Genomic DNA, 22,645 nt, shown 5'->3' with positions numbered 1-22,645 from the left:
GGAATTCCTTAGATCATGAAATCCTTGAGCGGCTTGCGCTTGCCCATGGAGCGTTTCGCGGCCTGGGCCAAAAACAATTCACCGCAGGCAATTGCATCGATCAGGGCATTATGGGCCCGATAGCGCGGTAGATTATAGGCTTGCCGCACTTTGTCCAGCCGCAGATCACCTCTTTTTGCTTCCTGATTGCGTCTGCGGAAGGCCTTTTGTTCCAAATGCATGGTATCTACTGTCGGGATCTCGAACGACGCGCCATAGACCTTGCGGCAGGCCGCGTTCAGGAACTTCCACTCGATCTTGGCATGGTGGGCCACCAAGACCCGCCCGGCCAGGATGGGCAGCACCCGGGCCAGCCCCGCTTCCAGCGACGGGGCTTTCTCCAGTTCATCATGGGTAATGCCGTGTATGGCGGCTGAATCATCGGTCAAACCGGAGGAGGGGCTGACCAGTTGGTGGGCCGCTCCTTCCATCACCAGCCTTTGATTACGGATCACCACCCAGCCAATGCTGACGATCTCATGCTCCTTGGCATTGAGTCCGGTTGTTTCCAGATCCAGCGCCACGTACTCCGCCTCCCGATAGTCAACCTTGGGGTTGGTGCAGGGACTTTTGTAGTACTCCTTGAGCGGACCTTCCGGAGCCTTGTGCGCCAACCATTCGCGGCGCATGCCCCAGGTGCACAGAAACCTTAGCATTGGTGCGTCTCCTGTCGCCTATGTACCGATGTGATAGGCGCTGGCCATAGCGTTTTGAAGCGTCTTGACCACGGAGAAGGCATCGCGAAGATGACTACGCTCGAAATGAGACAGATCATCCGGGGACATAAAGTTGTCGGCCCTTTCGCCTTCCTTGATCTTGGCTGCCTGATGATGCAGCCGGGTAATGGAGATGAACTCGTAGGCGTCCAGCAAATCAGCGGCACCGGAAGGACTAATGGCGCCGCCCTCTTGAACCAGCTCCAGCCGATCATTGGTATTCACCGCCTCGATCCCCATGGCCAAGGCATTGACCCGCGCGATATCGACAATGGGCACGACGCCGGTATGCTTGAGGTCAAACTGATTCTTATGCTCGCCACCGAAACCCAGCACGAAATTGCGGAAAAAGCCCACCGGCGGTGAATGGGTCAGTGCATTGGCCACCATATGCATCAGGAAGATGCTGTTGACCTTGGCCTTTTCCAGGATCATCGCTTGCAGATCCGTATAGAGGTTCAGATCCCCCCAAATGGGGCGCAGATCGAAGAAGATACACGACAGCATCAGCGCCTTGGGCTCCGGTTCTTCGATCCAGCGGCTGAAATAGCGCAGCCACTCTCTTTGAGGCTGCCGCCATTTGTCTGTCATGGCCATCATCTCGCCGGGACAATAGATATAGCCGCAGACATCCAGGCCATCGCAAACGAACTTGGAAAGAGCCTTGAAATAGGCCCCGTGCTCGGCTTCGTTATAGTCGTCATGCAGGATCATACAATTGTCTTGATCGGACCGCCCGGTCTGTTCCTGGCGGGCCTGAGAGCCACTGGCCAGCCACAGATAGGGCACCGGCGGCGGGCCTAATTTCTGCTCCGCCAGATCCAGCAGGCGCAAGGTCGCCGCATCACTGATGCTGGTAATGATGTGACCGATGTTGTGGGCTGTGGCGCCAGACTCCACCAGATGCACCAGCAAATGCGGAATCTGCGACACCACTTCGGCGATTTCCTCGGCCTGGGTGCGCTTATGGATATCGCCGACCATATAGACCGCCGACATGGTTTGTTTGCGCACCAGGTTGGTGTTGGTTATCACGCCGATCACTCGGTCCCCACGCACCACCGGCAAATGGCTGATGTTGCGCCGGGTCATGGTCAAAACCGCATCAAAGGCGAAACCCTCCGCCTCCAAAGTGATCGGGTCCGGTGTCATGACCTCCGTGACAGGGGTGCGGAAATCGTATCCCCCCGCCACCACCCGATTGCGCAAGTCCCGGTCGGTAAAGATTCCGGCCAATTGATCGTTCTGGCATACCATCAGGCAGGAAACGTTATTATCGCGCATCTTGATGGCCGCGTCCTGGACCGTATCCGTTGGTTTGATGGTCACCGGGTCCCGGGCCAACAATTCCTCTACGCGAACAGCCATCAAACTGAGTTGATCATCGGAATCGGCGTTACTGTGGGCCTGAGCCCCGCGCAACCGGTCTGCCCCTAGCGGGGCGAAAAAATAGGAAAACTGTGGAAACTCGCTGCGCAGTCGATCGAATTCCTTTTTGGGCAGCATATAGAGCAGGCAGTCCTCGATGGCGGTGATTCGGTTCAAGGCTTTGCCGTCGCGCAACAGGCTATGGACACCAAACACATCACCGGCACTGAGACGAGCCAGAAGCTGACCTTCCTTGGAATGGGTTTCCACTGCCCCGGTGCGAACCACGAACAGCGAATCGCTGGGCTGCCCCACTTCCAATATCACCTTGCCACGGCGGGCATAGGTACTTTCAATTTTTTCCGGCAAAACCCGCAAGACCTCGCGCGGTAACATGTCAAAAGGATGATAACCCGCCAGGAAGTCGCTGATTTCCAGAAGTTCGATGTCCATGCCCGTATCCGCCAATGATTCAGTATTCACACGCAAACGGACCCCGCCGAGGCGGGGTCCGTAATCTTGGGTCACGTCACGAAGACGCGAAGATCAGGTCGATCGATCCTAGTGATCGCTCGCGGCACCCGCACCCTTCGGCACTCGGATATCCTCCACCAGATGCTGGATGTGCTCCGGCGGCGGCGCGGTGACCTTGGAAACGGTCAGCGCAACAGCGAAGTTGATCATCGCACCCACGGCACCAAAGGCCTCCGGGGAAATCCCCATCAGGTGATTAGCCGAGGTGTTCGCCGCCATGGCGGTACCGGGGATGAAGAACCAGCCCTTGAACCAGAAGATGTAGAGCAGGGTCGAACCGATACCGGACAGCATGCCCGCGATGGCGCCAACATTGTTCACCGACTTGGCGAAAATGCCCATCATCAGAGCCGGGAAGATCGACGACGCGGCCAGACCGAAAGCCAGGGCCACCACCTGGGCGGCAAAGCCCGGCGGGTGTAGACCGAAGTACCCGGCGACACCAATCGCACCAGCCATCGCGACACGGGCAGCCAGAAGCTCGCCCTTTTCCGAAATGTCCGGATTGACCATGGATTTGATGATGTCATGAGAGATCGCCGTCGAAATAGCCAGCAGCAGACCCGCCGCAGTCGACAACGCAGCAGCGAGACCACCGGCCGCGACCACCGCAATCACCCAGTTGGGCAGATTGGCGATTTCCGGATTGGCCAGAACCATGATGTCACGGTCAACCTTCAGCTCAGAACCCTTCCACCCGAAGGCGGTGGCTTTGTCGCCGAGACCCTTGGCATCGTAGTACTGGATGCGACCGTCACCATTCTTGTCTTCGAACTTCAGCAAACCCGTCTTTTCCCAGTTCTTGAACCAGGTCGGACGCTCGTCGTACTTCAGCGAGCCCTCGGGGCTGCCGACTTCACCGGGCTGAATGGTGGTGGAGAGGTTGTAGTAAGCCATCGCGCCCACGGCCGGAGCAGTGGTGTACAGGATGGAAATGAAGACCAGCGCCCAACCGGCGGAAGCACGCGCGTCACGCACTTTCGGCACGGTGAAGAAGCGGATGATCACGTGCGGCAGACCGGCGGTACCGATCATCAACGAGAAGGTATAGAGCACCAAGTTCAAGGTGTTCGTCTTCTGCGCTGTGTATTGCTTGAAGCCCAGGTCGGTCAGAATGCCATCCAACTGGGTCAGCAAAGGCGTACCGTTGGACAGATCACCAAACAGACCAAGCTGCGGCAACGGATTGCCGGTCAACTGCATGGAGATGAAGATGGCCGGAATGGTGTAGGCCGCGATCAGCACGCAGTACTGAGCAATCTGGGTGTAGGTGATGCCCTTCATGCCGCCGAGCACCGCGTAGAAGAACACGATGGCCATACCGGTGAACAGGCCGGTGGCGAAATCCACTTCGAGGAAGCGGGAGAACGCAACGCCGATACCCTTCATCTGACCAATAACGTAGGTCAGGGAGGCGATGATCAAGCAGGCCACGGCCACCATGCGGGCAGCCTGTGAATAGTACCGATCACCAATGAACTCCGGCACCGTGTATTTGCCGAACTTGCGCAGGTACGGGGCGAGAAGCATGGCCAGCAGCACGTAGCCACCGGTCCAACCCATCAGGAACAGAGAGGCATCGTAGCCCAAGAAGGCGATGAGGCCGGCCATGGAGATAAAGGAGGCCGCAGACATCCAGTCCGCTGCCGTCGCCATGCCGTTGGCCACCGGGTGAATGCCGCGACCAGCGGTATAGAACTCGCCAGTCGATCCGGCGCGCGCCCAGATGGCGATACCGATGTAGAGGGCGAAAGTGGCACCCACCACAAGAAATGTTAATGTCTGAAGATCCATTTGCCTGGTATCCCTTTCTTAATCTTCATGGACGCCGTGTTCGCGATCCAACTTGTTCATCAAGTGGGCGTACACGAAGACGATAATGAGGAATACAATCATCGAACCTTGCTGGGCGAACCAGAAGCCGATGTCAGTCCCACCGACCCGGATGCCTTCCAGCGCCGGACGGAAAAGGATTCCCATTCCATAGGAAACGAATGCCCAGATCACCAAAAGAATGGCCACCAGGCGGAGGTTCGCTTTCCAATACGCACCTCCTGAATTGTTCTCGGGCATGAATCGAGTGCCTCCCTGTTATCAAAAAATCGACGCCGCCCCCGCAGCGTCTGGTTCAACCAACCGCCTTGGGTCTCCCTCTATTCTCCCACGCACGACGGCGCGGCCGAGGCATTGCCAAGGACAGCTATGGTAAATAGCAAATTCGCACGCGCAAAAAAACGCAAAAAAACGGTTGTACGCAAATTTCTTTCCTAATATGCAAAAAAATCGCATCTTTTCTAAACGGTAGAGCCGAAACTAGAATGATCTACAAACCCTCGGCATCGCTGTGAAATCACCAACAATTTACACGAATCACCAGAATCGGCCTTGCAATGCGATATAAAATCTTCGTTCTCGAAAGAGGTGGGAGGTAAAAATCACCAATTCGCGAGAATTCCCAGACCCTATCCACACTATATACTTGGAATGAATTCTCGGGCTCCAAAAAACAATAATGCCATGGTATAGGGAACCGCATACGGAGGTTTCAACACCTTTTTGAGGTCATCGAATAGGCCTTTCAGGTTCTTTCCGTACGATCCCCGTTGACCCGCTGAGGAAAGGTATTTGATCACCCGATGACCGCCCCGGCGCCAGAAGAATGGATCCGTCTGCACCAGGCCCTTCAGGCCGCAGGGTTTGCCGTTCCCCCCCAATTCAGCGACGCGCGCCGCCTAGGGGGCGGAGAGCACAATCCGGTGTTCGGGCTGCGATGGGATTCGAAACGGGTGGTGGTCCGACTCGCCGAACCGGCCCGTAACCAACGTATCGACCGAACCCGGGAACTGGCAAATGCCGAAGCGGCGGCAAGCTGCGCCGTCGGCCCGAAGGTTCTCTATGCCTCCGCCGCCGATGGGACCATGGTCACCCCCTGGATCGACGGCATGATTCCAGGCGAGGACGATTTTCGCGATCCGGATCTAATCGGCAAGGCCGCGGCGGTCCTGCGGCGATTGCATTGCTCCGCGGCCACGTTCTCAGGCGAGCTTCCCCCGCTTGTATTCCTCGACAACCAGGAACGGCGGATCCAAAAACGCAACCTGGATATCCCCGATGACTTGCGATCCTTGACCCCTCATTTACGAACCATGCGGTCGTGGGTGGACACCCATCCGGGTCAATCGGCGCCCTGCCACTTGGATCCCATTGCCGCCAATATGGTGGACACCGGCCAGCGCATCGTGCTGCTCGATTGGGAGTATTCCGCCGTTTGCGATCCCATATGGGATCTGGCCAACCTCGGAGCCCGCAACGATTTTACGGCGGACGATGACGCGGTGCTGATTAAGAGCTATTGCCAAGAGGCTTCTCCGCCGGAAATCTGGCGACGTTATCTTTTTTTCAAGGCGCTCTGTGCCTTGAACTGGGCCCTGGTCTACTTGCTCCAGGAATCGGATGGCATGGAGCCCGACGGCCCCCGCCATACAAGTCCTTGGTGGATCAAGACCATCGGCCAGGCGGTCGAATCCGCTCTGTCCAAGGGGTTTCTCCCCCATGGAATCGGAGCCCCCACTCCATGATGTCCCTTGGCGATACCGCCCTGCAAGCCAGCGAACTCTGTGCCCAATGTGGCCTTTGCTGCACCGGGTTTTTGTTCAGCCATGCCGATGTTACGGCCGAGGAAGTCGAGACGTTCAGCGATTCAGGTCTCTCGTTCTATATGAGAAGCCCCGGAAAGAATGCCTTTCGTCAGCCTTGTGCCTGCTACCGGCAAGGGCAATGCACGACCTACGAGTCTCGTCCGGCGGTATGCGTGGAGTACTACTGCTCCCTTCAGAAAAAAATCATGAACGGCAGTATCGCCCTTGAGGACGGACGAAGGATCGTGGGCACGGTCAAGCGGCAGGCCGATTGGCTTTTAAGGAACGCCGATGCGCCAACGGATGAAAAGCGCAAGGGCCTGTGCCTAAGGGACTTCTTGTACGTCTTCCATGGAAAACTGGAGCAGGAACGGAAGAATCGCGATCTGACCGAGGCGGAAAAGGACTATGCCCTCAAAGCCTTCGAATGCATCAAGTACGTTGATCGCTTCTTTGCTAAGACCAGCCGTTTGGTGATGTACGCCCGATTGGTTCAGGCGATCCGAGCCGAGCCGCGCAATCGCGAACTTTAGCAGCCTGCTGAAAAAGTGTTGTCCTACGGCCCGCCTCGCCCTTCGTCCCTCGACAAGCTCGGGATGAGGAAGCTCAGGGTGAGGCTAACATGTTGAAAGGTCAAAGGCCCTCATGCTGAGTTTGTCGAAGCATGTGTCGCCACAGGCTCGAAATCGGACTTTTTCAGCAGCCTGTTAGATCACGTCGTGTTTAATCGCGTGCCCCGACAAGGGAGGCGAACACCGGATTTGGGACCCGTGAGCCTATGGGGCCATCCCCGGTCTTCATAACCCGGGATGGCCCGAAAGCATTCTAACTCCAGGTCAGGTGCTCCATGTTGTCGAAGTCCAGCCTGTCGCCGTCTTCGGTGACGATATAGCCGCTGGCATCGTCGCCCAGATCAATGGCGTCGGTACCGCTGTTCTCGGCATTGATGACATCCTGGGTCCGGTCTTCGCCATCCACCACAAGGGTCCAGTCTTCCCCGGCTTCGCCGAAGCTGCTCTTGTCCACATGCACGGTGTCGGTCCAGTTGCCTTCGCCACCATCGACGGAATCGTTGCCGCCGCCCCAGGTGAACAGGTCATTGCCCGCATCGCCCATCATGACGTCGTCGCCGGTGCCGTCGAAGAAGCTGTCGTCTCCGGCGCCTCCGACCAGCATGTCATCGCCAGCGCCGCCATCCATGACATCATTCCCGGCCGCGCCATCCATATTGTCATCGCCGCTGGTCCCGGAGATGTTGTCATCACCCGTCGACCCGGCAACCGTATTGGTATCCACCGTATCGGCCAGGATGTCTTCCACCGGCACGGTAATCTCCGACACGACCGTGGATGTATCCCCGCCCGCGTCCTCGGTGGACATGGCGGAAATTGTGAGATCGAAATCGCTACTCACGTCACTGGACGAGAAGGACATGGATAGACCTTCCGCATCTCCTTCCGTCAAGGTCCAAGAACCATCCTGATTGTCGGTTCCAGCGGACAGGGTCACGCCGTCCGGCACACCGTCGATGGTGAGGGTCAGGGTTTCCGATCCATCGGTGTCGCCCAGCCCGACATTCAGTTCAAGTGGCACGGCCACGATGCTGGCGCTATCACCAGCGCCGCCGCTGGAGCCGCCATATCCCTTGCCGCCGCCGCTGCCACCGCTACCGCCGCTGCCGCCCCAGCCTCTGCCGCCGTGGCTGCCGCCGCCGCTGCCACCGCTACCGCCGCTGCCGCCCCAGCCTCTGCCGCCGTGGCTGCCGCCGCCGCTGCCACCGCTACCGCCGCTGCCGCCCCAGCCTCTGCCGCCGTGGCTGCCGCCGCTGCCGCCCTTGCCCTTGCCGCCGCTGCTGCCCGCGCTGCCGCCGCTATCGCTGATTGTGACATCGGCATCCCCGAGAGATACGCTCAAGCTCGGATCAGCAGCCTCGACATCGCTCAAGACATCGACCGTGGCCGTGGCCTCCGCCGTCGCGGTATCGCCGCCATCGGCTTCGGTAGCCGTGGCCGTGACCGAAAGATCGAAGTCGTCGCTGACTCCTGAATCGACGGTCATGGTCAGGCCGTCCAGGTCGTCGGCACTCAGGGTCCAACTGCCATCATCATTCTCGGTACCAGCCGACAGGGTCGCCCCGTCCGGCAAGCCATCGACAACCACGTTCAGGCTTTCCGAGCCGTCCGTATCGGTAAGGCCGCTTTCGATGGTGATCGGATACTCGACGGTGGTCGACGCTTCTGTTGTTTCCGTGAATTCGACGGAAGACACCAGATAGTCGCTGAATCCGTCGTCCGGTGCGGTGAACACAATCTCGTCGAAGCCGCCGTCCAGCGAAATCTCGGTACTATGAGTGGAGCCGCCATTGGTCCCGGCATGGTCACCGGAATCATAACTACCTTCGCCGACTTTCACACCGTCTTTGAATAGTTCGTAATTGGCCACTTCGCCTTGCCCGCCGGATTCATTGGAGAACAGCCGATCGAAAGTCACGTTCACACTGGTCTGATCACTATCGAAGTTGACGTGCAGTTCTTCCGATACGCCGTTGTCGGCGCCTAATTGGTTGCTCGGGCCCGAGGCGTTGCCCGTCACCCCGAAGCCACCTTCGTTGCTGCTAGTGGAGCTGACATTGTCCACGGATTCCTCGGACAGGCCGCCGCCACTGAGCGACCGCCCGGTCACCGTGAAACCGCTGCCGGTTTCGTTGAAGTTGTTTTCGTTGATGGTGACGGTGCTCGAACTCCCCTCGGTCACATTCACCGACGGATCACCGATATCCAAACTCAGAGTCGGGGCATCGGCCACGTCATTCACGGTCACCGACAGAGTCGCCGTACTGGTGGCCGTATCACTGCCGTCGGTGGCGGTGGCCACGACGGTCAGATCAAAGTCGGCCCCCGAGTCGTCGGCCGGGGTCACGGACAAGCCGTCCAGGTCGTCCCCGGTCAGGGTCCAGGTGCCATCATCGTTCTCGGTGCCTGCCGACAATGTTGCGCCGTCCGGCACACCGTCGATGGTAACCACCAGGGTTTCCGAACCATCGGTGTCGCCCAGGGCTGAATTGATATCCAGGGCGATGGCCGTGTCCTCGTCGCCCGAGGCGTCAACCACCGTCAATGTCGGGGTATCGGCCTCCGCATCCACCGTGACCGTCACCGTTGCCGTGTCGGTCCCACCCTGGCCATCGGAGATCGTATAGGTGAAGGTGGTCTCGCCACTGAAATCGTCGTTGGGCGTGAAGGAGATGGTGCCGTCGTCGTTAAGGACCACCGTGCCGTCCGCCGCATCCTGCACCGAGGTGATACTCAAGGTACCGCCATCCGCATCGGAGTCATTGCTCAACAGGGTATCCGCCTGAATGGTCAGAGCATTGTCCTCGGTGGTCGAGAACCCGCCACCCGACCAGTCATCGCCGCCAACCATGGTGAAGTTGTCGATCTGCACATGCTCGCCACTACCCGTGGTATCGGCGTTCATTTCCAAAACCACCTGGCCGTTGGCGTCGGTCTGCACCTCGAAGCTGAAGCTGGTACTGCCGTCTTCCATGGAGGTACTGGAGACCTCGGAGCCGTTGGCGGTGATATTGAAAAAGTCCTGATAGGAGCCGGAATCCTCCCATCCCCCATCGGCGGTCATGTCGAAGGAGACGACCACCGTCTGGTTGGCGTGATCGTCTCCGAAATCAAATGTCTTGGAGGCTGTTTCGTCCTTGCCGATGATCATCTGGCCGCCGCTCTCGGAGATATCGCTACCCCAACCCGACACGCCTTCGGAGAAATTCTCCGACACCAGGCTGGTGCCCGCGCCATCACCACCGCCGGAATCATCGGTGGCCACAGGCCCTTCATTGGGATCAACCAGGTCGGCCGCTGCCTTGTCGCCATCGGCAAAACTGAAGTTTTCGACGTTGACAAAGGTATCCTCGCCGTCCGTGCCCCGATCATCGATGACCGTATAGCTGCCGTCGTCATTGAGAGTGATGGTGTAGTCGTCGAAATTGCCGGTCAGGACCGCCGTATCGGTCCCTTCGCCACCATCGATCAGGTCGTCCCCTGCCCCGCCGGTGATCTGGTCGTCGCCCGCCCCGGCATCGAAGTAGTCATCGCCATCGAAGCCAAAGCCGGACATATCATCGGCCATGGTAATAATGTCGTCGCCGCCCAAGGCGTCGTCGTAGGAATCCATGGAATAGGATCCCGGCAGGATCTCGCCGAAGTCCACCGTGTCATCCCCGGCAGTAAAGACCCCGGTTTCGGTCACCTGAATACCCTGGGTCGCCGTTGCCGTGTCGCCGTCGCCGTCGGTGATGGTGTAGCTGAAGTTGTCGGCCAGGGCCGCGCCGTCCGTATGGGTCTCGGCGGCGTCGGACTCATAGCTCCAGGAGCCGTCCGCGTTGACCGTCAGTTCGCCGTATTGGGTATCCACCGTGGATCCCGCATCCGCCGTCTGGCTGTCGCCGTTCTCATCGGTGTACTGGAAGCTGGTCAGGGTGCCACCATCGGCGCCCATGTCGTCGTTGGAGAGCACGTTGCCCGAGGCCGCGTTGCCGCCCTCGGCCACGGACACCGTGGCATCGTCAACGGCGCTCGGGCCGGTATCGGTAATTTGGATGCCTTGGGTCGCCGTCGCTGTGTCGCCATCGCCGTCGGTGATGGTGTAGCTGAAGTTGTCGGCCAGGGCCGTGTCCCCGTCATGGGTCTCGGCGGCGTCGGATTCATAGCTCCAGGAACCGTCCGCGTTGACCGTCAGTTCGCCATATTGGGTATCCACCGTGGATCCTGCATCCGCCGTTTGGGTGTCGCCGTTCTCGTCGGTGTACTGGAAGCTGGTCAGGGTGCCCCCATCGGCGCCCATGTCGTCATTGCTCAGCACATTACCGGTCGCGGCCACGCCACCTTCATCCATCTGTACGGTGCCGTCATCCAGCACCACCGGGCCGTCATCCAACACCTGAACAGTGAAGTCGTCGGTGACCACGTCGCCGTCGCCATCGGTGGCGGTGACCGTGAAGTCCAAGTTCACCGCGTCATTGGCGTCGGTGCCATCCGGATGGGCGATCTGATCGAGCTGGGTGAAGGTATAGGTCCCATCGTCGTTGACCACGACCTGATAGGTGCCGTCATCGGCGGTCAGGGTATTGGTACTGTCGTTCCAGGTGGCATCCGTAGCGCTCAGTTCAATGCTGGCAATGCCGTCGCTGCCCGCGCTGATCCCCAGGTCCCCGGTCACGCTGTCCAGACCGCCGGTCTCGTCCACCGTGCCGTCCGCCGCGTTGGCGGTAATGCCTTCGTCGCCCACGGTGAGGGTCAGCGTGCTGGTGCTGGTGCTTCCGTCCGCGTCGGTGATCTCGTAGGTGAAGCTGTCGGTCAGGTCGCCGCCGCTTTGGTCCAGGCCCTCGTTGGCCGTGTAGGTATAAGAGCCATCGGCGTTCATCACCAAGGTGCCATGATCGCCGCTGAAGGTGCCCGCCGTCACCGGACTGTCCGCCGCGCCATCGGCGCCGAAGGTATCATCGCCCGCGCCGCCCAGAACGGTCCCGGAGACAGACTGGCCTTCGGTGACACTATCCGTATCGGCCACCGCGCTCGGGCCCGTATCGGTGATCTCGATCCCTTGGGTCGCCGTCGCCGTGTCGCCATCGCCGTCGGTGATGGTGTAGCTGAAGTTGTCGGCCAGGGCCGCGCCGTCCGTATGGGTCTCGGCGGCGTCGGACTCATAGCTCCAGGAGCCGTCCGCGTTGACCGTCAGTTCGCCGTACTGGGTATCCACCGTGGATCCCGCATCCGCCGTTTGGGTGTCGCCGTTCTCGTCGGTGTACTGGAAGCTGGTCAGGGTGCCCCCATCGGCGCCCATGTCGTCGTTGGAGAGCACATTGCCCGAGGCCGCGTTGCCGCCTTCGGCCACGGACACCGTGGCATCGTCAACGGCGCTCGGGCCGGTATCGGTAATTTGGATGCCTTGGGTCGCCGTCGCTGTGTCGCCATCGCCGTCGGTGATGGTGTAGCTGAAGTTGTCGGCCAGGGCCGTGTCCCCGTCATGGGTCTCGGCGGCGTCGGATTCATAGCTCCAGGAACCGTCGGCGTTGACCGTCAGTTCGCCATATTGGGTATCCACCGTGGATCCCGCATCCGCCGTCTGGCTGTCGCCGTTCTCGTCGGTGTACTGGAAGCTGGTCAGGGTGCCCCCATCGGCGCCCATGTCGTCATTGCTCAGCACATTACCGGTCGCGGCCACGCCACCTTCATCCATCTGTACGGTGCCGTCATCCAGCACCACCGGGCCGTCATCCAACACCTGAACAGTGAAGTCGTCGGTGACCACGTCGCCGTCGCCATCGGTGGCGGTGACCGTGAAGTCCAAGTTCACCGCGTCATTGGCGTCGGTGCCGTCCGGATGGGCGATCTGATCGAGCTGGGTGAAGGTATAGGTCCCATCGTCGTTGACCACGACCTGATAGGTGCCGTCATCGGCGGTCAGGGTATTGGTACTATCGTTCCAGGTGGCATCCGTGGCGCTCAGTTCGATGCTGGCAATGCCGTCGCTGCCCGCGCTGATCCCCAGGTCCCCGGTCACGCTGTCCAGACCGCCGGTCTCGTCCACCGTGCCGTCCGCCGCATTGGCGGTAATGCCTTCGTCGCCCACGGTGAGGGTCAGCGTGCTGGTGCTGGTGCTTCCGTCCGCGTCGGTGATCTCGTAGGTGAAGCTGTCGGTCAGGTCGCCGCCGCTTTGGTCCAGGCCCTCGTTGGCCGTGTAGGTATAAGAGCCATCGGCGTTCATCACCAAGGTGCCGTGATCGCCGCTGAAGGTGCCCGCCGTGACAGGCGACGCTGCCGCGCCATCGGCGCCGAAGGTATCATCGCCCGCGCCGCCCAGAACGGTCCCGGAGACCGATTGGCCTTCGACCACGCTATCCGTATCGGCCACCGCGCTCGGGCCCGTATCGGTGATCTCGATCCCTTGGGTCGCCGTCGCCGTGTCGCCATCGCCGTCGGTGATGGTGTAGCTGAAGTTGTCGGCCAGGGCCGCGCCGTCCGTATGGGTCTCGGCGGCGTCGGACTCATAGCTCCAGGAGCCGTCGGCGTTGACCGTCAGTTCGCCGTATTGGGTATCCACCGTGGATCCCGCATCCGCCGTTTGGGTGTCGCCGTTCTCGTCGGTGTACTGGAAGCTGGTCAGGGTGCCACCATCGGCGCCCATGTCGTCGTTGGAGAGCACGTTGCCCGAGGCCGCGTTGCCGCCCTCGGCCACGGACACCGTGGCATCGTCAACGGCCACAGGGCCATCATCCAAGACCTGAATCGCGAAGCTGTCGGTGACCACGTCCCCGTCGCCGTCCGTCGCCGTCACCGTGAAGTCAAGCTGCAGCGCGTCGTTGCCGTCGGTGGTATCGGCCTGATCCATCTCGTCAAGCTGGGTGAAGGTATAGGTCCCGTCGTCGTTGACCTCCACCTGATAGCTGCCGTCATCGGCGGTCAGGGTATTGGTACTATCGTTCCAGGTGGCATCCGTGGCGCTCAGTTCGATGCTGGCAATGCCGTCGCTGCCCGCGCTGATCCCCAGGTCCCCGGTCACGCTATCCAGACCGCCGGTCTCGTCCACCGTGCCGTCCGCCGCGTTGGCGGTAATGCCTTCGTCGCCCACGGTGAGGGTGAGCGTGGAGGTGGCGGTGGTGCCGTCCGCGTCGGTGATCTCGTAGGTGAAGCTGTCGGTCAGGTCGCCGCCGCTTTGGTCCAGGCCCTCGTTGGCCGTGTAGGTATAAGAGCCGTCGGCGTTCATCACCAAGGTGCCATGATCGCCGCTGAAGGTGCCCGCCGTCACCGGACTGTCCGCCGCGCCATCGGCGCCGAAGGTATCATCGCCCGCGCCGCCCAGAACGGTCCCGGAGACAGACTGGCCTTCGGTGACACTATCCGTATCGGCCACCGCGCTCGGGCCCGTATCGGTCACCTGGATGCCTTGGGTGGCGCTGGAAGTATCGCCATCCCCGTCGGTCACCGTATAGGTGAAGCCGTCGGCAAGGGGTGCGCCGCCGTCATGGCTTTCGGCGGCATCGGACTCATAGCTCCAGGAGCCGTCGGCATTGACGGTCAGTTCGCCGTATTGGGTATCGACGGTCGAGCCGGCGGTGGCGGTCTGGGTATTGCCGTCTTCGTCGGTGTATTGGAACGAGGTCAGCGAACCACCGTCCATCCCCATGTCATCGTTGGCCAACACATTGCCAGTTGCCGTGTTGCCCCCTTCATCCAGTTGCACGGTGCCGTCGTCGAGAACCACGGCGCCGTCATCCAGGACCTGAATGGTGAAGTCATCGGTAACCACATCCCCATCGCCGTCCGTCGCCGTCACCGTGAAGTCCAGATTTACGGCATCATTGGCATCCGTGGCATCCGGATGGGCGATCTGATTGAGTTGGGTGAAAGTATAGGTGCCGTCGTCGTTGACCTCCACCTGGTAGCTGCCGTCATCGGCGGTCAGCGTATTGGTGCTGTCGTTCCAGGTGGCATCGGTGGCGCTCAGTTCGATGCTGGCAATGCCATCGCTGCCCGCGCTGATCCCCAGGTCCCCGGTCACGCTGTCCAGACCGCCGGTCTCGTCCACCGTGCCGTCCGCCGCGTTGGCCGTGATGCCTTCATCGCCCACGGTGAGGGTCAGCGTGCTGGTGCTGGTGCTTCCGTCCGCGTCGGTGATCTCGTAGGTGAAGCTGTCGGTCAGATCGCCGCCGCTTTGGTCCAGGCCCTCGTTGGCCGTGTAGGTATATGAGCCATCGGCGTTCATCACCAAGGTGCCGTGATCGCCGCTGAAGGTGCCCGCCGTCACCGCCGAAGCCGCCGCGCCATCGGCGCCGAAATCATCATCGCCCGCGCCTCCGAGCACGGTTCCGGTGACGGACTGGCCTTCAATCACGGAATCCGTGTCGACCACGGCGTTCGGGCCCGTATCGTTGACCTCGATGCCCTGGGTGGCGGTCGAGGTATCGCCATCGGCATCGGTGATGGTGTAGGTAAAGTTGTCGGCCAGGGCCTCGCCATCCGTATGGGTCTCGGCCCCGTCGGATTCATAGCTCCAGGTGCCGTCTTCGTTGACGGTCAGGCTGCCATATTGGGTATCGACGGTGACCCCGCCATCTTCGATAACCACCGATTGGAGGTTACCATTCTCATCCGTATAGGCGATGGCCATGACGGAGAGGGCGCCGTCTCCGGCGGTATCATTGTCGAGCAGGCTGCCGGTGATGGTGTTGCCGCCTTCGTCCACCGACTGGGTGGCATCGTCCACCGCCTCGGGGGCCAGGTCGGTCAGCGTGATTTCCTGGGTCGCCTCGGTGGTGTCGCCGTCCCCATCCACGACGGTATAGGTGAAGCCCTCCGACAGGCTGTCCGAGGCGCTGTGGTCGGCTTCGGCGGGTGCTTCGTATTCCCAGGTACCGTCTTCATTGACGGTCAGGCTGCCCCCGTTCTCGGTGGTCACCGTGGAGCCCGCGTCGGCGCTCTGCTGGCTGCCGTCGGGGCCCGTATAGGTGAAGGAAAGCACTTGGCCGCCATCGGCGCCCAGATTGTCGTTTTCCAACACGTTGCCAGAGATGGCGTCATCGCCCTCGCGGACCGTGACAGCGGCATCGTCCGTGGCTTCGGGGAGGGAGTCCTCGACTGAAATATTGAAATCGGTGACCACCCGATCGCCATCCGCATCGGTCGCCGCGACCTGGATCGGCAGGTCGATCGCCGCTGCCGCCGCCCCGGTGTGATCCAGGTTTTCATGCAGGGTCAACGCGTAGCTGTAGACACCATCAAGATTGGACAATTGAACAGTAAAGATCTCCTGCCCATCCTCGGTGCTGGCGGTCATGGTCTGACCATCGGTGCTCATGGCATAATCCAGCGGATTCCCGTTGGAAGTCAGGCCCATATCAAGCAATTCCTGCGACACCACCAGTTCGATGGAGCCTTCACCATCATTGCCAAAATCGATGTCCAAATTTCCGCTCACACTGCCCAAATCGGCTTCCTGGATGGCGGCGGAATCGGCGGATAGCTCCGGCGTATCATCGACAACGACTTCTGCGACTTCCTCGACGGTTTCCTGGAGGATTTCGTCTTCATTGTCGTCGTCGGCAGTCGCGGCGGCTTCCGCGGCTGGAGTGGCGGCGGCTTGAGGGGCCGGCGTTTCCTCAACGACTTCGTCTTGCTGCTGAGCCGACTGCTCGTCGGCGGGCTGCTGTTCTTGTTGTGGTGCCTGCTGCTGATTGACGGGAGCCTCGGCGGCCGCCACCTCGATATCCGGCGGCGCCACATCTTCGCGCTGCTCCGTGACCTCGGAATCTTGAGTCAGATCCTGTTCGCGGGATCCCGCTTGCTGGGTAGCGACAAATTCCTGGGATTCGGTTTCCGTCCCTTCGACCCGATCGACAGATCCCACCTCGGCGGCTTCGATGTCCGATGTGCTGGCGATGGTGCTTCCCGACTGGGCACCACCGGTTTCGATGGTTTCTTGCGTCTGGCGCTGGGTGGATTGGACGTTGCCCATCTGGGCGGTCTGTTCGCCCTGGCCATCATCGTTGTTCTGAAGGACCTGTTGTTCTTCGCCATCCTCAAGCGTGGTAAATCCCTCGCCCTCGAGGAACATCTCTTCCTCGGCCGCGGCTTTGTTTTCTTGGGATTCTTCGTCGTCCTCTTCGAAATCTTGGCTAGCTACATTTTCGTTTTCTTGTTCAGCCATGACACGCTCCTATCAGTGAGGATGTGGTGGTCGCAAGCGATCGGGCGGCCGCACCCCAAGGGTAGGCCGATATCTGTATTTGGTATCCATGGGTCGCATAAGGCGCAACCGATAGCCTCCATTCCGATTCGCTCGATTGGTTAGGCTCCCAGTATAGCACATTGTTCTCCAATCGAAATGATATTCTACATCACCGCTCGTGGAAAGCCTGTTGCAGCGAAACAAAGATGGGCTTGAGAAGGTATTCTAGCAAGGTCTTGTGACCGGTGACCACGTCTGCTTGCACGGTCATGCCAGGCAAGATGGGATTTTCCCCGGCATTGTCGCCCACATAGGGCTGCATCAACTCCACCTGCCCCTTGTAATAGGGGGTGCCATCTTGTTCGTCGATGAATGTGGTGGCCGAGATCGACTGCAAGATCCCATCGACGCTGCCGTAGCGGGCAAAATCATAGGATGTGACCTTGACCGCCACCGGCTGGCCCACTTTCACGTGCCCCACGTCCCGGGTGGAAATCTTGGCCTCGACCTTCAAGACATCATCCACGGGCACGATTTCCATCAGCACGCCACCCGCCGGAAGCACGGCCCCGACGGTCTTGATTTTCATGTCCTGAACGAAGCCGTTGACCGGCGAGAACACCTCAAGGCGCCGCACCCGATCCTCCAACTGGTTGATGGATTGAATCACCTGAGCCAGTTCCGCACTGACCGATCCCAATTCGGTCAGCACTTCCTGTCGCAGGCTGGATTTTTGATCAATGAGTCTATTTTCCACCTCGCCGATTTCCTCCAGGGCGGTCGCGGCCTGACCCAGCAACCGGGCCAGTTCCCCTTGGGTGGTGGAGTATTCGCGTTTGACGTTGAGCAGCAAAACCTTGGAGGTCAGCCCCTGAGTAACCAGGGTATCGCGCATGGCCAATTCCTCATCCAGCAGCTTGAGCTGGGACCGCACGGCCTTGGTCTGTTGGCGCACGGTATGGAGAGCGGATTTCTTTTGCCGCAGTTGGTTCCGCAGCACGTCTTGCTGCGCCTCGATGGTCTTTACCTGTTGCCGGAAAATGGCCAATTGGTCATAGGCCAGACTGGCAAAATGCGGTGGTATTTCGCCGAAGTCCGGCTGTCGTCCCTCGGCAAAGGCGCGCAGCCTCTCGGCCCGCATTTCCAATCCGGTCCGACGGGCCTTAACTTGGGACAGTTCCGATTGGGCCTGGGTCGGATCCAACCGCACCAGCGGCTGTCCGGAGCGGACCAGGGTCTTTTCCTCCACCAGGATCTCGCGAATGATCCCGCCTTCCAGGTGCTGCACCACCTGGATGGAGCCCGAGGGCACCACCTGACCGTTGGCAATCGCCACTTCGTCGACACGGGTATAAGCGGACCAAGCCACAAAGGCCACGACCACCCCGGCGATCAGAAAGATGGCCAGCCGCACCAGGCGAGAGGTCCCCGATTCCTCCAGCAATACCGACTGCGCCATGTATCGGATCTGGCGGCTGCCGCGCTGGATCTTCATGGGTGGCGGGGCCTTGTCAGCCTGATTTGCGGCCGGGACAATATTCTTTTCGGTCATGGTTACTCTCGTTAGAACAGGCCAGGCGGGATCTTTTCTCGCACTTGGTCGGCGGGCCCCGCCATGCGGACCAGGCCGCCGTCCAAAATAACAATCTTGTCCATCAATGCCAAATGGCTGGGCCGGTGGGTGACCAGGAATGCCGTCACCGAACCGCGCATGGATTCAAGTGTCCGCATGAACTGCTTGTCGCCTTCGAAATCCAGGCCATTGACCGGTTCGTCGAACAACATGACCGAGGCTCGTTTTAGGTAGGCCCGGGCCAGGGAGATTTTTTGCGACATGCTGGCCGGCAGTTGCTCCGAGCGCCCATCGCCAACACGGGTCCAAAAGCCGTCGGGCATCTGATTGATATCCTCCAACAGCCCGGCCTGATGGCAGGCCCATTGGAGTTCCTCGTCACTGGCCGTGGGGTTGGACAGGCGCAAATTCTGGGCAATGGTGCCAAAGAACAACTGGCATTGCTGCGGTACATAGGCCACGGCATGGCGCAATTCGATGGGATCGATCTGGCGGATATCCACATTGTCGATACGCACGCTCCCCGCCTGAGGCTGATACATGCCGCCGACCAATTTCAGAACGGTCGATTTGCCACAGCCGTTGGGGCCGATCACCGCGCAAAGCTCACCGGGGTTGACGTCAAACGTCACGCCCACCAAGGCTGGATCGGAATCCGGAGAATAGCGCAGGGAGACACGGGCAAAACTGACCGCGCCCTTGAATCTTTTGAGCGGCTGAATCTTGGTGTTGGGATCCCGTTCCGGCTTGAGCTGCATCAGGTTATCGATCTGACGCACCGAGGCCCGGACCTGTTCAATCTGGGTCATGGTCAAAAAGCCGGTCTGCATGGGACCCAGAATACGCCAGACAAGGATCATCGAGGCGATCAGGCCACCCACCGACATATCCCCATCAAGCACCTTGGTGACCCCCCAACCCAAAGTGGCCATGCCGGACCCGACGATCAGCACATGGGCCGTGGTGGAGGCCACGGCCTGTACCTTGGACGTGGCATAGCTGCGCATGGCGGCGCGGGCGGAAATCTCTTTATAGCGCTCGCGCCATTGCGGTTCGGCACCGGCATACTTGAGCGAACGCATCTTGCCCAGGGCTTCCACAAGAAACTCCTGGCGCGCGGATTCAGCCCGCGAGGTGGCTGCCACCTTGGTCCGCAAAATGGGCAGCACGATCAGCCCCAGGATAATAAACAGAATGAGGGTAACCAAGGGGATGAAGGCGATGGTCCCGCCCAGTAGCCCCATGACGATGACGAAGATGAAGACGAACGGAACTTCCAGAGCAATCGCCGCCATGGGTCCCGTGAAAAAATCCCGGATGGACTCGAAGTCCTTCAGCCGCGCGACCTGGGCACCAATGGTGGCGCGCTCGGTAAAGGAAGGCGCCAAATACAACAATCGTTCAAAAATAGCATTACCGATGATATGATCCAGTCGCGCGCCAATGAAGGCGATCATCCGCGAACGGATTCCCCGCAACACCACGTCCCCGATCAGGGCGATGGATACCCCGGCGACCAAGAAAGCCAAGGTGGTCATGGACCCGGTCGCCACCACCTTGTCGTAGACCGCCATGATGAACAAGGGCGTGGCAATGACCAACAGATTGGAGAAGAAGCTGACCGCCAGGATCTGATAGATCAAGGGCCGGAAGCGGTCGGTCATTTTACCCACATAGCCTTCGGTCTTGGCCTGCCTGCGGGGGTCGTCATCTTCTAGAGGCTGGAACAGATAGACCGTGCCGCCACCCCGGGGTTTGTCATTGTTGACGTACTGTTCGCCCTTGCTATCGAACAAGGACAAGGATTTGCCTTCGCGCCCGAGGATGACCTGGGCGAAGCCGCGGTCGGGCAGATACAGGCAGGGCATCAATCGGGAATCCAAGTGCCGCAGCCGCACGCGAGTGGATCGGCTCGAAAAGCCCAAGTTGGCCATGACATTGAGCAGCGCCGTCAGATCCAGGGTATCGGCGAAGTGCGGCAGGGCCTCCACCACATGGCGAGGGTTGCCGCGCCAGCCCAAGGCCTTCAACAAAGGCAGCAAACAAGCAGCCACATCGGTGGCGGCCTTAAAACCACCCAACTTGCCGCTGGTGATCTGATCATCACTGAGAGTCAGGGACGCTTCTGAACCTTCGGCCCATGAGAAGTCGGGGACAGGCAACTGGTTTTTGGTTTCCGACATCTCGTTCATGCCGATTTCTCCGCCGCTGCCGCAGGCTTCGCGATCGCGCCGCCACCGCCCGGCTTGGCGCCTCGCGGCGCCGACATGTCGCGCGGTACCAACGTGCCGTCCTTGAGATCGAATGCCCTGTTGGCCAAGCGCAACAACGACGGTCGCGGCGTCACCAGGATCAGGGTGCAGACCCCCTTCAACCGCTCCAAGGTCAGACGCAAATAGGCGTCGCCGGTGCCATCCACCGCCGTATTGGCTTCGTCGAACAGAACGATCTTCGGCTGCCCCACCAAGGCCCGGGCGATGGCAATCCGTTGGCGGATGCCCCGTGGCAGGGATTCATATGCCGCATCTCCGACCCGCGTATCAAACCCGAAAGGCAGGTTGGCCACCACTTCATCCAGACCCAGCATATTGGCCACCTCGATGGCCTCGTCCACCAGCTCCAGCCGGAACATGGTCAGGTTGTCGAGAATAGTACCCTGAAACAGTTCGCCTTCCTGCGGCAAATAGGCGATGCCCCCATGCTTGAGCACATAGGGATCGTGCTGCGTCAGCGGAATACCATCGATGAGCACCTCGCCTTCGGTGGGGCGCAAGGCACCCGTCATCAGGCCGAGCAGGGTCGATTTACCGCTGCTGTTGGAACCGGCGATGCCGACGCATTCACCGGGCAAAACATCCAGGTTGATGTCGGTCATGATCTCCGGCAGATCGTCGGCAAACTTGAACTTCACATGGCGCATTTCCAATGCACCTTCGATGGGTTCGCGATTGACGTTTTCCGGCTCTTCGTCTAGGGGCAGCTTGAAAATTTCCTTCAACCGCTTGCGGGCCAGGCTCACGGTCTGGAACCGGGTCCAAAGCCCCACGGCCCGTTGAAGCGGTTGCAAGGCTCTGCCTGACAACAATGTACAAGATGCCAGCACACCAACGGTGATCAGATTGTCCACCACCATGGTGGCGCCAAAGGCCGCCACGCCGATCATGGTCAATTGCGAAAAGAACACACCGGTGCTCATGGCCGAGGCGTTTTCCAAGGCCACTCGGTAGTCGGCCTCGGCAGTGGTTTCCTGCAGCCGTGAATAGCGCCGGAGCATCAGGGCTTCCATGGCCATGGACTTGACCGAATGGACGCCACCCAGGACCTCGATGGTGAAATTCAGCCTTCGGTCACGGGCCTGGGTGTAGTTGTCGATGGCCTTTTTCAAACTGCTGGACTTGAAGACGGTGACCAGCGCGAACAGAGCCAATGTGGTGGCCGGCACCCATACCAGATATCCGCCAAGCATCCATATCAAGGCCAGGAAAAAGAAAGCGAACGGAAGATCAAGAACAGCGGTAACCGCCTGGCCGGCGTAGAATTCCTTTACGGTGCGCAGGGAACTGATGCGCTCCAACTGCACGCCGGACCCGACGCGCTCGAATTCCTGCAAGCTGGTCCCCAGCATGTGATCAAAGGCGGCGCAACCGGCCCGATGTTCGAAGCGGGCGCCAATCCACCCGGTGATGGAAGAACGGGCAATGCGCAGAAGGGATTCCAAAAACAGGGCTGTCAGCACCCCGAAAATCAGCATCACCAGCGTGCCGCGGGAGCTGTTGGGCACGATACGGTCATAGACCTGCAACAGCGCCAACGGGAGAGCCAAGGACAAAACATTAAGAAACAGGGACGACATGAAGAGTTCCGGAAAGGCGCTCATCAGCCCACCGAATTTGCTTAGGCGTGTGGTTTTCCGACGACCTTTGGCCATCTATTGACCCGTCATGACGCTTCAGCCCCATCCCCAATGGTTCGCGACATCATTCGTGCCCGAAAAAAGTTCCCAGGGTGATCATGGACCCGTCGGGTTAACCCCGCCCTAA

General features: G+C 60.1%; 10 protein-coding genes. 2 read left to right on the top strand and 8 right to left on the bottom strand.

What is annotated here, in order from left to right:
* Positions 1-8 precede the first annotated feature (8 nt).
* The 4 genes from MGMAQ_RS03460 to MGMAQ_RS03445 form a co-directional block, all read right to left on the bottom strand.
* Positions 9-695: an exonuclease domain-containing protein gene (locus tag MGMAQ_RS03460; RefSeq protein WP_046020443.1), complete on the bottom strand. Its 687-nt coding sequence runs from the start codon at positions 693-695 to the stop codon at positions 9-11.
* 18 nt (positions 696-713) lie between these two features.
* Positions 714-2,576: a DUF294 nucleotidyltransferase-like domain-containing protein gene (locus tag MGMAQ_RS03455; protein WP_046020442.1), complete on the bottom strand. Its 1,863-nt coding sequence runs from the start codon at positions 2,574-2,576 to the stop codon at positions 714-716.
* Between the two features lie 108 nt (positions 2,577-2,684).
* Positions 2,685-4,451, bottom strand: coding sequence for a sodium:solute symporter family protein (locus MGMAQ_RS03450; protein ID WP_046020441.1), 1,767 nt, complete (start codon positions 4,449-4,451; stop codon positions 2,685-2,687).
* Positions 4,452-4,469: 18 nt separating this feature from the next.
* On the bottom strand, positions 4,470-4,730 hold the full coding sequence (locus tag MGMAQ_RS03445) for a DUF4212 domain-containing protein (protein WP_046020440.1): 261 nt from the start codon (positions 4,728-4,730) through the stop codon (positions 4,470-4,472).
* A gap of 563 nt (positions 4,731-5,293) precedes the next feature.
* Here MGMAQ_RS03445 and MGMAQ_RS03440 point away from each other — a divergent pair.
* A complete protein-coding gene (locus tag MGMAQ_RS03440) occupies positions 5,294-6,235 on the top strand; it encodes a choline/ethanolamine kinase family protein (protein WP_046020439.1) in 942 nt (313 codons plus the stop codon).
* Complete coding sequence (locus MGMAQ_RS19235) at positions 6,232-6,828, top strand: YkgJ family cysteine cluster protein (protein WP_052716087.1); 597 nt, start codon at positions 6,232-6,234, stop codon at positions 6,826-6,828. The genes MGMAQ_RS03440 and MGMAQ_RS19235 overlap by 4 nt, the downstream gene beginning before the upstream one ends.
* A 292-nt stretch (positions 6,829-7,120) precedes the next feature.
* Here the strand turns inward: MGMAQ_RS19235 and MGMAQ_RS19230 are convergent, their stop codons facing one another.
* The 4 genes from MGMAQ_RS19230 to MGMAQ_RS03410 all read right to left on the bottom strand — a co-directional run bounded on the left by MGMAQ_RS19230 (position 7,121) and on the right by MGMAQ_RS03410 (position 22,482).
* The gene (locus MGMAQ_RS19230) at positions 7,121-17,011 is read right to left on the bottom strand and encodes an Ig-like domain-containing protein (protein WP_052716086.1); all 9,891 of its coding nucleotides are present in this window, start codon (positions 17,009-17,011) and stop codon (positions 7,121-7,123) included.
* 190 nt (positions 17,012-17,201) lie between these two features.
* Positions 17,202-18,584 carry an HlyD family type I secretion periplasmic adaptor subunit gene (locus MGMAQ_RS03420; protein WP_052716085.1) on the bottom strand — a complete coding sequence of 461 codons (1,383 nt, stop codon included), beginning with the start codon at positions 18,582-18,584 and terminating at the stop codon, positions 17,202-17,204.
* Positions 18,585-18,595: 11 nt separating this feature from the next.
* Positions 18,596-20,797, bottom strand: a complete 2,202-nt coding sequence (locus MGMAQ_RS03415) for a peptidase domain-containing ABC transporter (RefSeq protein WP_052716084.1) — start codon at positions 20,795-20,797, stop codon at positions 18,596-18,598.
* A complete protein-coding gene (locus MGMAQ_RS03410; RefSeq protein ID WP_158498762.1) occupies positions 20,794-22,482 on the bottom strand; it encodes a peptidase domain-containing ABC transporter in 1,689 nt (562 codons plus the stop codon). The genes MGMAQ_RS03415 and MGMAQ_RS03410 overlap by 4 nt, the downstream gene beginning before the upstream one ends.
* Positions 22,483-22,645: the final 163 nt, after the last annotated feature.

It is taken from the genome of Magnetospira sp. QH-2, assembly GCF_000968135.1.
Classification (GTDB): domain Bacteria; phylum Pseudomonadota; class Alphaproteobacteria; order Rhodospirillales; family Magnetospiraceae; genus Magnetospira.
Note: the sequence above shows the minus strand (reverse complement) of the source record. Positions and strands in the feature narration are given on the sequence as shown.

Coding starts and splice junctions, on each gene's coding strand:
- MGMAQ_RS03445 (WP_046020440.1), bottom strand. CDS start 4,730: ATGCCCGAGAACAATTCAGGAGGTGCGTATTGGAAAGCGAACCTCCGC.
- MGMAQ_RS19230 (WP_052716086.1), bottom strand. CDS start 17,011: ATGGCTGAACAAGAAAACGAAAATGTAGCTAGCCAAGATTTCGAAGAG.
- MGMAQ_RS03460 (WP_046020443.1), bottom strand. CDS start 695: ATGCTAAGGTTTCTGTGCACCTGGGGCATGCGCCGCGAATGGTTGGCG.
- MGMAQ_RS03410 (WP_158498762.1), bottom strand. CDS start 22,482: ATGAGCGCCTTTCCGGAACTCTTCATGTCGTCCCTGTTTCTTAATGTT.
- MGMAQ_RS03455 (WP_046020442.1), bottom strand. CDS start 2,576: ATGGACATCGAACTTCTGGAAATCAGCGACTTCCTGGCGGGTTATCAT.
- MGMAQ_RS19235 (WP_052716087.1), top strand. CDS start 6,232: ATGATGTCCCTTGGCGATACCGCCCTGCAAGCCAGCGAACTCTGTGCC.
- MGMAQ_RS03415 (WP_052716084.1), bottom strand. CDS start 20,797: ATGAACGAGATGTCGGAAACCAAAAACCAGTTGCCTGTCCCCGACTTC.
- MGMAQ_RS03420 (WP_052716085.1), bottom strand. CDS start 18,584: ATGACCGAAAAGAATATTGTCCCGGCCGCAAATCAGGCTGACAAGGCC.
- MGMAQ_RS03440 (WP_046020439.1), top strand. CDS start 5,294: ATGACCGCCCCGGCGCCAGAAGAATGGATCCGTCTGCACCAGGCCCTT.
- MGMAQ_RS03450 (WP_046020441.1), bottom strand. CDS start 4,451: ATGGATCTTCAGACATTAACATTTCTTGTGGTGGGTGCCACTTTCGCC.